A 13,171-nucleotide genomic window follows, 5' to 3' on the forward strand; every position below is an offset into this window, starting at 1 on the left:
CTCCTTAGTACGAGAGGACCGGGAGGGACGCACCGCTGGTGTACCAGTTATCGTGCCAACGGTAAACGCTGGGTAGCCAAGTGTGGAGTGGATAACCGCTGAAAGCATCTAAGTGGGAAGCCCACCTCAAGATGAGTACTCTCATGGCATAAGCCAGTAAGGTCACGGAAAGAACATCCGTTCATAGGTGGTAAGTGGAAGTGTAGTAATATGCGAAGCTGAGCCATGCTAACAGACCGAGGGCTTGACCTCATCAATTGGTTCACACTTTTGGTATGAATATGCAGTCCTCAGGGTTTCTGAGAATCAATTCAGGAAATTACAAGCTTTCCTGGTGTCTATGGCACGGTGGAACCACACTGAACCATCCCGAACTCAGAGGTGAAACGCTGTTGCGGCGACGATAGTTGGAGGGTTGCTTCCCGTGAAAATAGCTCGATGCCAGGTTAATTTTACTAAAACTTAATAACTCATTAAGCCACCTTGATACTGCTCATGGTGGTTTATTGCTTTCCTTATCTTATTTTCATAAACAACATTACCATTTTAAGAAATTATCTCTTTAAGACAAACGCAAAGCACAAAAACGCTTAGCAACAGGTAAACATCCGCAACGAAATCAACAGTTTGAAAATATTGAGAAGTTGAAGATTTCTTACCACGAAGCTGTTAACCCGGTTTTGAGTATGGACACTAAAAAAAAAAGAACTAATTGAACAGTTGTATCGGCATGGACAAATGTACACGAAAGAAGAAATCCAGGTGTTCGATGATTGGAAATCTCTAGCTCAAGGGATTGCGATTCCACATGGCTTGTATGACCTGAAACTTAATACTGGTTACATCCAGATCGGTACCAGCCATGATACGAGCGAATTTGCTTGTGACTCAATTCGCTATTGGTGGCAACAACACGGTAAAGTGTGTTACGGGTCTGCGAGTTCGATACTACTGCTATGTGATGGCGGTGGTAGCAATAGTTCTAGGCAATATCTGTTCAAACAAGATTTACAAGCTTTAGTCAATGAGTTGGGAATTGAGATTCGCATTGCCTATTATCCCCCTTATACCTGCAAATACAATCCAATTGAACATCGACTATTTCCTCATCTGACCCGTGTTTGTCAGGGTGTGATTTTTGATTCTGTGGAAATGGTCAAGGGTTTGATGGCAAAGGCGAGGACTAATACCAGTCTTAAAGTGTTTACAACTGTTTTAGACCAGGTATACAAAACGGGTCGTAAAGTTACTCTTGATTTTAAACAAAAGATGGAAATTGCGTTTGATGATTATTTGCCCCAGTGTAATTACACTGCTAAGCCGCAGATCGGATAATTATGGATCTTATTTAATCCACATTCCTAATAAAAAATAAAGTAGTTTTTTGAGAATGTGACGATAGCATTCATGAAAATATATAGAGACGCAGTAGCATTACGTCTCTACTAATATTTACCTACATACTCATCTCCAACATCCGCTCCATCGGGCGCAAAGCTTTAAATCTTATCTCTTGACTCATAGTGATTTCTGGAGTGCGATTTTTCATTGCTAAATACAACTTCTCTAAGGTATTCAGCCGCATAAACGGACATTCATTACAATTACAATTATTTGTTGGTGGTGCAGGAATAAAAAGCTTTGATGGAGCTTGTTTTTGCATTTGGTGAATAATTCCTGGCTCTGTCGCAACAATAAATTCTTGTGCCGAACTGCGCTGGCAATATTTTAATAGAGCTGCAGTCGAACCAATAAAATTAGCATGCTGCAACACTGTTGTTTCACATTCTGGATGAGCAATAACCTCAGCATCTGGATGTTCTATCTTTAACTGCACAATTTTCTTTTCAGAAAATGTTTCATGTACAATACAACTTCCTTCCCAAAGCAATAAATTTCGACCTGTCTGTTCCATTATATACCGCCCCAAATTCCGATCAGGAGCAAAAATAATCGGCTGTTCCTCGGGTATCTGCTGGACAATTTTTACCGCATTGGAACTGGTGCAAATTATATCGCTCATCGCCTTAATTTCAGCAGAGCAGTTAATGTAAGAAACTACCAAATGATCGGGATGTTGTGCTTTAAAAACTGTAAATTTATCTGGTGGACAACTATCAGCTAAAGAACAACCAGCGTCTAAATCTGGCAGCAAAACCATTTTTTCGGGATTGAGAATCTTTGCGGTTTCTGCCATGAAGTGTACGCCAGCAAAGACAATCGCATCTGCATTTGTATCTGCTGCAGCTTTGGAAAGTTGCAATGAATCACCAATAAAGTCTGCAATATCCTGAATATCAGGCTCTTGATAGTAATGTGCCAAAATTACTGCATTGAGTTCTTTTTTTAGATCTTCAATCGCTGCAAATAAATCTAATGGTAGTGCACCCGTTTGGTTTTTGGGTTCTTGAGCAAGGACAGTTGTAAACACAGTTAAGTATTGCTTTAAATTGTAAATTTTTTCTAACAGATTCTATTAATCTAATTATAGTATTTTTTACCAAAAATGTATTAAGGGATTATACATCTTGGTTACTGAATTTGTGCCACAATCAGTCTGAGTTGCCTATGCTGGAAACATATGGCAAGGAAAGAGGTATGACCAGTAAGAAAACTAATTCAAAAACCATCAAAATTGCTGTAGTTGGAGATATTCATGACCAATGGGAAGAAGAAGACGGTATCGCCCTCAAGGAATTAGGGGTTGACTTGGTCTTATTCGTTGGAGATTTTGGCAATGAAGCTGTGGAAATAGTTAAAGCCATAGGAGAACTGAACATCCCTAAAGCAGCAGTAATGGGCAATCATGACGCTTGGTATACCGCAACTGAGTGGGGACGGAAAAAATGCCCGTATGACCGTACTAAGGAAGATAGGGTACAACAGCAATTAGATTTACTTGGTGAGGCTCATGTGGGCTACGGAAAATTAGATTTCCCAGATTTCAATTTAACTGTTGTTGGAGGTCGTCCTTTTACTTGGGGTGGTTCTCAGTGGAGATTTACTGAAATATGCCAAAATCGCTACGGTGTGAGTTCTCTTGAACAATCTACAGAACGGATAATCTCATCTGTGGATAACGCCGCTTGTGAAACAATTATTTTTCTGGGTCATAACGGTCCTTCTGGATTAGGCGATCGCCCAGAAGATCCCTGTGGAAAAGATTGGCATCCTATAGGTGGTGATTATGGCGACCCAGACTTAGCTGAAGCAATATCCCAAACAATTACACGCGGTAAACATATTCCCTTAGTTACCTTTGGTCACATGCACCATACTCTGCGACACACCAAAAAAGAGCCACGCAAACGGGTGTTTAAGAGTCCTGAAGGCATAGTTTATCTAAATGCTGCTTCTGTACCCAGAATCGTCGAAGATCGCGCTCAGAAGCTTCGTAACTTCTCCATCGTCATCCTTGACAATGGATCTGTTTGTCAAGCATCCTTAGTTTGGGTAGGTAGAGATAACTCAATCCAATCAGAAGAAATCCTTTATCAAAATCCCCAACAACAAATAGTGCGACTTGCATAAAGATGAGTTATATTGTATAACTGGTCAGTTAGAATAAAACAGATAGCTGAAAGCTTATTGCTGACAGCTTTACTGGAGAGGTGGCAGAGTGGTCGAATGCGCTCGACTTGAAATCGAGTGATGTGAAAGCATCCGTGGGTTCGAATCCCACCCTCTCCGTTACTAATAATTTTATTTAAATTAGCAGTTCAAATTACTGAAGTTTTTTGCCAATAAACAAAGGACTGATTTCGTAAATCTATTAAAAACCTTGAAATTAGGGTTTTTAATTTTCAAATCATATGTCTATTAAAATCTAAGTGAAAAGTAATGATTTGCTGATTAGGGAATTTATCTCTCTGATTCTAATAACAGCGAAGAGAAATGCTCTTGGGGCGAGATTCTACCGCCCGTAGGAGCAGAGGAACGTGCTTTGAGTAAAATATCACTATTTTTTAAGCTTATACATCCGCGTATTCTCTGATTTAAACATGGGGAATCATTATAGCTTCTACGTGTATGTACAGTATCAAATCAAATAACTTAAGTGCTAGATTTACTACATAAATAGTTCAAAAATAAATTGAGTTTAAATCTGATTGAAATATTTTCCTAGAAAAATTCAATCAAAAACCAATTTTTAAAACTTTCCAGATCTCAAGGTGCAAATCTCAAGGTTTTTAGTTAAACAAAATAAATAAAATACCCCAATTATAGATCACATGAAAAATGCAAGCAAAGCCCTATCTTGCATCGTTTCTTCCTTTTGAGAGTCTTCTCCAATTTGGAAAAATGATTAAAGATAAGGCGATATTCCTATTGCATTAAAACAATTAAAAACCGTAATAAATCTAGAAATGTAAATCTGGAAATATTCTGGAAATATATTATCAGGGTTGCTGTGTACCAAACATGATTACTGTACGCAGGGTAAATAAATGATACCAGGGATTGAAGAAGCTACCAGCAAATTTATCACTACCGAACCGATAAAAGCCAATTCGGAAAACAATCAACAGAAAGTTTGGGATACTGTAAAAGCTACCTTTACAGAACGAAATTGTATAGGTTACTGGCGCTATCCAATTTTTTCTAAAGTTGGGGAAATTCGTAAAGAGCCAGATATCCTTATTGCAGATCGAGATAATGGCTTAATTGTTATTGAAGTAATACCAGTTACTATCGAACAAATTACTGCTATTGATGATGGTAATTGGCAATTCCAGAACTTTAATATTGCTCAAAGTAACCCTACCCAACGCGCAGAACATCAATTACGCGCTCTAATTGCTTATGCTGATCGTGAAAGTGCTATTTGGCGTAAAGTAACAGGTCGAGCAATCATTGCATTACCTTTAATTACTCAAGAACAATGGCAACAAAAAGGTTTTGAGGAATTAGTTAATAGTCAGAATATTATTTTCCAGGAGCAATTGAATAAAACTGGATTACTGGAAAAAATTCAACAAGCTTCTACAGTAGTTTCAGGAGAAAATTTAGAAGATAAAGACTGGGAACTACTACTTAGTGTAATTGCTGGGACACCCATATTCCGTAAACCACTGCGCGCTACGGTTTCGCATACAGGTAAAACTCGTTCCAGCATCATGGATGTTTTGCGTCAAAGACTCTATGAAATTGATTTGCAGCAAGAACATATCGGTAAAGAAATCCCCCCTGGTCCTCAACGAATTCGTGGAATAGCTGGTTCCGGTAAAACAGTACTGTTGTGTCAAAAAGCTGCACACATGCATTTGAAACATCCGGAGTGGGATATTGCTTTGGTATTTTTTACTCGCTCCTTGTACGATCCAATTATTCGACTGCTGGATCAGTGGATACGTCGCTTTAGCGGTGGCGAATTGCAGTATGACCCCCAAAACAACTATAAACTAAGGGTCCTCCATGCTTGGGGTGCAAAAGAACAGCCTGGTTTCTATAGCACAATTTGTGACTATCATGGCAAAAGGCGGGGTACAGTCACAGATGCGAAAGAAAAACAGCCTAATAGGGGTTTAGCTGAATTGTGTAAGCGACTTCAAGAAGAGATTGTAGTTGAGCCGATGTTTGATGCAATTTTGATTGATGAAGGTCAAGATTTAGTTGCATCCGATGATTTAAAATATCAAGATAAGCAAGCTATTTACTGGTTAGCCTATCAAAGCTTAAGAAAAGTTAATGAAGATAAACCAGAAGAAAAGCGTTTAATTTGGGCTTATGATGAAGCCCAAAGTCTTGATAGTCTTGCAGTGCCAAAAACTAAAGAAATATTTGGTGAAGAATTAGCAAATCTTTTAAATAAACAACCCCAATACTCAGGGGGAATAAAACGTTCGGAAGTAATGCGTCGTTGTTATCGTACCCCTGGATCGATTCTTACCGCAGCCCACGCAATTGGGATGGGTTTGCTTCGTCCAGAAGGAATGCTCTCTGGTATTACCAATAAAAAAGATTGGGACAAAATTGGTTACCAAGTTCAAGGAGATTTCCGACGTGTCGGAAAATCAATAACTATCGAAAGACCTCCAGAATATTCACCAAATCCAATATCCGAATTGTGGGGGGAACCTTTACTAGAATTTGAAACTTACAGTTCTCGTCAAGAAGAATTGATGGCGTTAGCTGAAAATATCATGCATAACATTGTCCATGATGGTTTAAATCCTAGTCGCGATATTTTGGTTGTAGTTTTAGGTTCCACTACTGAAGCAATAGAACTAGAGAAAGAAGTTGCTGATTTCTTAATAGATCAAAACATAGATATTTATTTACCAACAGCATTAAAACTTAATGATTTATATGCTGAATATCCTAACAATAACCCCGATAAATTTTGGCATGACGGTGGAGTAACAGTTTCTCGGGTCAATCGTGCTAAGGGACATGAAGCTGACATGGTTTATGTAGTTGGATTTGATTGTGTAGCTCGCAATGAAAGCGATCTTAATTGTCGCAATCAGTTATTTGTCAGTTTGACTAGAACCAGGGGTTGGGCAAGTCTTAGTGGTGTGGGCGACTATCCCATGTATACTGAAATGAAACAAGTCATTTCCAGTGGGAATAGGTTTACTTTCACTTACAAACGTCCACCTAAGCGCGATATTGGGGAAGAAGATTAATAAAAACACACGTAGTGGACTGACACGCCTAAAATGATGCAATAGATTTGTCCTAAAATTTATTTCAATTAATGATTTTTGGATTTTGCTAATGCACTATTTTAGCTGTGTCAGTCCAGTAGGGTGCATTAGCGACAGCGTAATGCACCATTGATAAGACTTTGCTGCAAAGGGCACAAGTACATAGTCCACCCTACAAATACCTAATTTCCCCCAAGAATCAAACTGGATTTCTATACAAGCCATAATGAAAATTATTATATGGCTCAGACAGTTTCACTCTTAACCAATAGGCCTACACTATAGCTGTACAAAAGTGAAAGCTGTCTTCCCCCTAAAGTTATAATTTTGCAGTCAAGTCAAAAATTACAGATAGAATGAGGTCGCTTTCCTTCATTATTGTGGCTCCTAAATTTTGAACTAATCGCGCATAAATTCGCAGAGTGATGTATACTACTCCACTAGGCTTCTGAAATCAATTTAATATTTCGACATAATATTCCTGACAAGATATCAAATTTAAACCTAAATTATTCCCATTTCTATACTTGACAACCAACTTAAATCAGTCCTTTAATATTTGTGTTCTAAAAAACTATCGCATTTTTTACCCAAAAATATTTTAGGAATAATGCTCGTTCGCATCGCGTTTGAGTAAAGTAAACGGCTGTCCTAAAAACACTTGCATATTCATTATTTTCGAATTCCCTTCACGGAGGGATGTGTCTACTATGCTTTTATTAGCCAAATCAAAAGAAATAAATATACTCGAATCAAAACTTACACACAAGTCGCCAGTTCTCCACAGGTTAGCCAGATTTGTTACAGAAGAAGCTGTATGCTTAATGTTTAATATCCAACCCGAAGATATTTACGTTGTGGAATGTTGGCGATATATAGTTTACGTCCATGCTAAGGGCGTAAGTAAATTTGTGAGTTATGCTGACTTTCCCCCAATTGTGGGGGTTGCTCCACCAAGCAAAGTTGATATTATCAAATGGCGACGACGTTGGCGACGACAACAGGAGCCTTCTGCTCGCAAGCAAGCACCCATATGGTGGGCAGAATTCTTACAGCAGGAATTGTGGAATACTTTTTCCCCGCCAATGCTAAATAACTGGGATGAATTGCTCAATTCTGTTGAATTTGCTTTTAATGAAGCAACTTTAAAACAATTGAGAGACAGTTATGAGTCAACTGCTAAAAGTGGGGTATAAAAAATAAATCAGCGCAGACGTCTTCCCAAGACGCCTGCAGTCTTCATAAATTACCCAGTTAAGATACTTTGTTTTTAGCTCTTTCTGCTCTGGCTGCTGCTGAATTCATAATTTCATCTCTGTTTTCCAGCATTTCCCCAGGAAAATTTTCCAAGATTTTCGTCGAAAGTGCCACTCTACTTTTACCTTCATCTAAATCAATTATTACAGCTTTGATAGATTGACCAACTTCAAATACATTTTCTAGATTGTCAATAAATTTTTGACTTATTTGTTTGATGTGCAATAAAGCACTCAAACCATCCAAATCTATAAATACTCCAAAAGGCTTAATCCCAGTTACCTTACCTTCTACAAGTTGACCTACTTCCAATATACTGAAACTTGCAGAACTAATTGCCACGCGCTGGGAAAGTACAAGTTTTCGGTTACTCTGGTTTACTTCTAGAAAACTGACAGTCAAATTCTTTCCGATTAGAGCATTTAAATTGTTTCGCTCTAATAAGTGCGAGCGCGGAATAAATCCCCGTAAACCTCGAACATCAACAGTGACTCCACCTTTATTAACATTCATGACTTTTACTTCTATATTCTGGGAATTTTCTTGCATCAAAGCTAGTTTTTCCCAGATGTTACGAATTTCTAGTTGTCGTCGCGAAAGGGTCACTTGACCTTCGGCATTTTGTTCTGTGATAATCAAAAACTCTAGTTCTTCGTTGAGGGGTAGAACTTCTGATAAATCAATAACAGTTTTCAAGGAAGCCTCATTCCGAGGTATAAAAGCGGAGGATTTGCCACCGATATCTACATAAGCTCCGTCAGAATCTAATTGAAAGACTCTACCGCGAACCTTATGTCCTTTTTGAAATTGGTAGTCGTGTTGCTCTAATGCCTGAGCAAAGTCTTCCATTGTGAATGATGAAGCTTGTTGAGAATTTTGTGCTTGCGAACTCATGACTTTCGAGAATATATTAATACATGCTTATGGCCAATGCTAGAGCTTTACCTTTACAGGAAAAGACTCTGAAAATAAAAATTAAGTATGGGAAGACAGTCTTAAGCTGTCTGTAATTGTTCAAACAACTGTTTTACTTTCTCCCAAGCATCAGCTGCAGCCTTTGGATTATAGCTAGCGCGATGATCGCAGAAAAATCCATGGTCTGCTCCATCGTAGCGGAATACACGATGAGAATGATGATATTTCCCTAGCTCTGATTCTATTTGTTCTACTTGTTCGTGTGGAATACTTGTATCTTCCATCCCAAAGAACGCGTATAGAGTTCCTTTAAAAGAGTGAGTAAGGGTGATGGTCGGTTCACCACCTCCAGGAGTGGTAGTGGTAATACCCGCTCCATAAAACGAAGCAACAGCTTTTATATCAGCTAAGGTTGCTGCAAGATAAGCAACATGACCCCCAAAGCAGAAACCGATACAACCAAATTCAGTATTTTTTACACCCTCTAGATTCTTTAAGTAATTAATTGCTACTTGAATATCACTTAATAATTCAGAGGCTTTTGTTTGGTTTTTGTATTGTCTGCCAATTTCAATATCTTCTGGGGTATAGCCTGTTTCAAAACCAGGAGTAAGTCGTTGATAAAGAGCAGGTGCGATCGCAACATAGCCCTCGCGAGCAATACGTTCTGTAACTTCGCGAATATGAGCATTTACTCCAAAAATTTCCTGCAATACAATAATCCCGGGGTAAATACCTTGAGTTTTGGGCTTTGCCAAATAAGCAGGAATATCTAAATTTTTTTGAGGTAGTTGAACTATTGCTGTATCTATTGCCCGCTCTGTCATAATCATTTTTACCAATGCTGTGTGATGATTAGATATAGCTATGCGAGTATTTCAAAGCTATCTCCGAATAAATTATCTACTACTACCAGTCTATGCATGAGAAATTTTTACCCTTAAAAATTCAAACTATAAATACAATCTTTTAAAAGTAGCGAATATAGCTTCTTCTTCATCCCTATTATTACTTAGGACTGCAAGGTAATGATTCAATTCAGGATTCAACCAGATAGTGAAATACCCGCATCCAATCAACTTTTCAATCAAATTCGCTTTGCAATTGCTTCTCGGCAATATCCACCGGGTTATAAATTGCCTTCTACTCGAGCGTTGGCGATGCAAACTGGACTACATCGCAATACTATTAGCAAAGTTTATCGTCAGTTAGAAGAAGATGGATTTGTAGAAAGTTTAGCTGGTTCGGGAATTTATGTCCGTGCCCAAGGTCATGAAGGTGGTAGCAGGTTACAGTCGCCAATCCTTAAGGAACACCCAAAAGCATATAAAGTAGTACAACATGCATTGGATGAATTACTATCTCAGGGTTGTTCTCTTAATCAGGCTCGTGAAATGTTTTTAGCAGAAATGGATTGGCGGTTACGGTGTAGTGCAAGAGTTCTAGTAGCTGTACCTGAAACTGATATAGGTGCCGGTCAACTAATGGTGTATGAATTGGAAGAATCTTTGCAAATCCCCATACAGTTAGTATCCATGGAAGACTTGAGTACTGTATTGGATCAAACACCTTCTGGCACAGTCGTTACTAGTAGATATTTTATTGCTGATGCCGAAGCTATTGCTGCTCCTAAGGCTGTTCGGGTAATTCCCCTTGATATATACGATTATGCTAAGGAGTTTGAAATGGTAAAAGGGTTGTCCAGAGATAGCTGTATAGGTATGGTCAGCCTAAGTCCTGGAATTCTTCGGGCTGCGGAAGTAATTCTCCATGGAATGCGTGGAGATGAATTACTAGTAATGACTTCCCAACCCAAAGATGCTTACAAGCTTCAAGCAATTGTCAAACGAGCACAAATGATATTTTGTAGCGATCAACCAAGTTTTTCTGCTACTCAAGTAGCCGTTCAAACATGTGTAGACGATCTAATTCGCTTACCTAAACTGGTGCGAGCAGGAAATTATATAGGGACTAAATCAATTAATTTGCTTAAAAGAGAATTGGGTTTGGGTTAATGATTTGTAATAAATTTTTAGTTGTAATTTTGTAGTTGTAATAAGTTAAAAATTAAAATTTTCAAGTTGTAACTTGTAACTACTCTAAAAATTCTCTAACACAAAGCAAATAACTAGCAGCATCTTCCAACATGGGGAAATGACCCGTGTTCTCAATGGCTTTGAATTTTACAACCTTATTGAGTGCTGCTGCTTGTTGTCCTAGTTCTGCCGGAATAATTTTGTCATACTCTCCGGATATTATTAGTGTCGGTACTGTTAACCGAGAAAACTCGGAGGGCATTATTTCTGCTTGTTTTTTACTTACAGAGGTAAATATTGTTCCTAAAGCTGCATCATAGTCTGCTTGTAAAAAATCAGCTAGAAAAGCCTGACGTTCCTTAGCAGCGATCGAACGAGCCAGAAAACGTGCCATAAATATTCTGTCGACTAATGGGATTTTAGCTAACCATTTAGGACGGAATTTAACTACATAACCACCAAATTTGTGAAAGGCACTAAAAGCTTTTTCGTCATATTCAAAGATACCACTGCAAGCTAGTACTGCCTTATTTACCTTCTGGGGATAAAGATTGAGAAATAAGGTACCGATAGAAGCTCCCATTGAATGAGCCATGATATAAACCTGCTGGATATTTAACTCTTCGAGCAAGCTTCCCAAGTCACGAGCATACTCTTCAAGTTCGTAACTCAAATCGCTCAAGGAATCATTGGAAATATTAGTTACTTGACTTCGGGAGCGACCAAATCCTCTTAAGTCATATAATAAACAATGAAATTTTTCTGATAAAGCTTTGGCTGTAGTTCGCCAGTACCTAGCAGAACCAGCCCATCCATGAATGAAAACCATTACTGGTTTACTATAACCAGACAATGGTTTTTCTATCCACTCATAATAATGAGCTACGCCGCGAACATTGATGTAGGGCATTTCTTCTTTACTTTATGTCACGAGTCATTAAGCCAATGACCCATGACTCTTTACTAAAATTATGCTGATTCTGGTTTCGGTAGAGAAGACGGATGCATCAGCAATTCAGCTGTAGAACGTTTTTCTACCATTTCCTGAGTTACCGTAAAGTTCACAACATCTTTACGAGATGGAACTTCATACATCACATCGAGCATCAATTCCTCTACAATACCCCTGAGGGCTCTGGCACCGGTCTTGCGCCTATAGGCTTCACGAGCGATCGCCAATAAAGCTTCTTGTTTAAAGTCTAGCTGAACATTATCCATTTTCAGTAGCTTCTGATATTGCTTGACTAAAGCACTGCGTGGTTGAGTCAATATAGCCATCAGAGCTTCCTCATCTAATGGTTCCACAACGGCAACCATTGGCATGCGTCCAATGAACTCTGGAATCAGCCCAAACCTTACCAAATCCCCTGGCTCCATATGCTTAAGAGTATCTGCTGCTCGAGCTTCTTTTGATGGTCCTTCCCCTGTTTGTACAAAACCTATTGATTTTTTACCAATTCTCTGATCTACAACTTTTTCCAAACCAACGAATGCACCGCCACAGATAAATAGGATATTTTTTGTATCAATTTGAATGCAGTCTTGGTAAGGATGCTTGCGACCTCCTTGAGGCGGTACATTAGCAACTGTACCTTCCAACATCTTTAGCAGCGCCTGTTGGACACCTTCACCAGAAACATCGCGCGTAATCGATGGATTTTCACTCTTACGAGCAATTTTATCAATTTCGTCGATGTAAATAATCCCCCGCTGCGCTTCATCTACATCTAAATCTGCTACTTGTAACAATCGCAGCAATATATTTTCTACATCTTCTCCGACATATCCGGCTTCCGTTAGGGTTGTAGCATCAGCCACCGCAAATGGCACATCTAGGATTTTAGCCAAGGTTTGTGCCAAAAGCGTTTTTCCACAACCCGTAGGACCGATTAAAAGGATGTTTGACTTTTGCAGTTCAATACCGTCTTCCGAAGTACCCTTACCACCAGCTTTTGATTGTGTCAGTGCTAAACGTTTGTAATGATTGTAAACGGCCACTGAAAGTACTTTCTTAGCTTCATCTTGACCAATAACATGTTCGTCAAGATACTTTTTGATTTCCCGTGGCTTGGGTATTTGGTTAAAGGAAAGACTACTGGAACGGGTTCGACGTTTCTGAGGTTGTTCTGACCTGGGTGCCGCAGGTTGGGCTGTTGCACCATTAGTGTCGAGTAACTCCTCATCCAATATCTCATTGCACAAGTCAACACATTCATCGCAGATGTAGACTCCCGGTCCGGCGATTAGCTTGCGCACCTGCTCTTGTGACTTGCCACAAAACGAACATTTTAAATGGGAGTCGTACTTAGACAT

9 protein-coding genes, 1 tRNA gene, 2 rRNA genes and 2 pseudogenes are annotated in these 13,171 nt (G+C 39.0%); 9 read left to right on the forward strand and 5 right to left on the reverse strand.

The features are described 5' to 3' along the window. From QNJ50_RS20055 to QNJ50_RS20065, 4 genes and pseudogenes are all read left to right on the forward strand, one after another. A 23S ribosomal RNA gene (locus QNJ50_RS20055) occupies positions 1 to 252 on the forward strand; the annotation flags it as partial. Positions 253 to 330: 78 nt separating this feature from the next. After that, a 5S ribosomal RNA gene (rrf, locus tag QNJ50_RS20060) occupies positions 331 to 447 on the forward strand. Between the two features lie 137 nt (positions 448 to 584). Then, positions 585 to 716: pseudogene (locus QNJ50_RS28610) on the forward strand (hypothetical protein); the annotation flags it as partial. Continuing rightward, positions 709 to 1,335: pseudogene (locus QNJ50_RS20065) on the forward strand (ISAzo13 family transposase); the annotation flags it as partial. The pseudogenes QNJ50_RS28610 and QNJ50_RS20065, both read left to right, overlap by 8 nt. Before the next feature lie 121 nt (positions 1,336 to 1,456). Here the strand turns inward: QNJ50_RS20065 and nadA are convergent. After that, entirely contained in the window at positions 1,457 to 2,431 is a 975-nt protein-coding gene (nadA, locus tag QNJ50_RS20070) for a quinolinate synthase NadA (protein WP_300638527.1), read from the reverse strand. A 137-nt stretch (positions 2,432 to 2,568) separates the two neighbouring features. Here nadA and QNJ50_RS20075 point away from each other — a divergent pair, with 137 nt between their 5' ends. From QNJ50_RS20075 to QNJ50_RS20090, 4 genes are all read left to right on the forward strand, one after another. Beyond that, positions 2,569 to 3,531 (forward strand): TIGR04168 family protein, encoded by a 963-nt coding sequence (locus QNJ50_RS20075; RefSeq protein ID WP_300638529.1) that lies wholly within the window; start codon positions 2,569 to 2,571, stop codon positions 3,529 to 3,531. A gap of 74 nt (positions 3,532 to 3,605) precedes the next feature. Beyond that, positions 3,606 to 3,690: transfer RNA gene (locus QNJ50_RS20080), tRNA-Ser, on the forward strand. 758 nt (positions 3,691 to 4,448) lie between these two features. After that, positions 4,449 to 6,629 carry an ATP-binding domain-containing protein gene (locus tag QNJ50_RS20085; RefSeq protein ID WP_300638531.1) on the forward strand — a complete coding sequence of 727 codons (2,181 nt, stop codon included), beginning with the start codon at positions 4,449 to 4,451 and terminating at the stop codon, positions 6,627 to 6,629. 731 nt (positions 6,630 to 7,360) lie between these two features. After that, positions 7,361 to 7,846 (forward strand): hypothetical protein, encoded by a 486-nt coding sequence (locus tag QNJ50_RS20090; RefSeq protein ID WP_300638533.1) that lies wholly within the window; start codon positions 7,361 to 7,363, stop codon positions 7,844 to 7,846. A 58-nt stretch (positions 7,847 to 7,904) separates the two neighbouring features. Here QNJ50_RS20090 and QNJ50_RS20095 read toward each other — a convergent pair whose 3' ends face one another. Next, positions 7,905 to 8,801, reverse strand: a complete 897-nt coding sequence (locus QNJ50_RS20095) for a S1 RNA-binding domain-containing protein (RefSeq protein ID WP_300638535.1) — start codon at positions 8,799 to 8,801, stop codon at positions 7,905 to 7,907. Positions 8,802 to 8,902: 101 nt separating this feature from the next. Then, on the reverse strand, positions 8,903 to 9,649 hold the full coding sequence (locus QNJ50_RS20100) for a dienelactone hydrolase family protein (RefSeq protein WP_300638537.1): 747 nt from the start codon (positions 9,647 to 9,649) through the stop codon (positions 8,903 to 8,905). Positions 9,650 to 9,850: 201 nt separating this feature from the next. Between QNJ50_RS20100 and QNJ50_RS20105 the strand changes: the two genes are divergently transcribed. Continuing rightward, on the forward strand, positions 9,851 to 10,837 hold the full coding sequence (locus QNJ50_RS20105) for a GntR family transcriptional regulator (RefSeq protein WP_300638539.1): 987 nt from the start codon (positions 9,851 to 9,853) through the stop codon (positions 10,835 to 10,837). 79 nt (positions 10,838 to 10,916) lie between these two features. On the opposite strand, the gene QNJ50_RS20110 is transcribed toward QNJ50_RS20105, so the two are convergent. Both QNJ50_RS20110 and clpX read right to left on the reverse strand, forming a co-directional pair. Further along, complete coding sequence (locus QNJ50_RS20110) at positions 10,917 to 11,768, reverse strand: alpha/beta hydrolase (protein WP_300638541.1); 852 nt, start codon at positions 11,766 to 11,768, stop codon at positions 10,917 to 10,919. Between the two features lie 59 nt (positions 11,769 to 11,827). Beyond that, the gene (gene clpX, locus QNJ50_RS20115; RefSeq protein ID WP_300638543.1) at positions 11,828 to 13,171 is read right to left on the reverse strand and encodes an ATP-dependent protease ATP-binding subunit ClpX; all 1,344 of its coding nucleotides are present in this window, start codon (positions 13,169 to 13,171) and stop codon (positions 11,828 to 11,830) included.

It is taken from the genome of Mastigocoleus sp. MO_188.B34 (assembly GCF_030065675.1).
Taxonomy (GTDB): domain Bacteria; phylum Cyanobacteriota; class Cyanobacteriia; order Cyanobacteriales; family Nostocaceae; genus Mastigocoleus.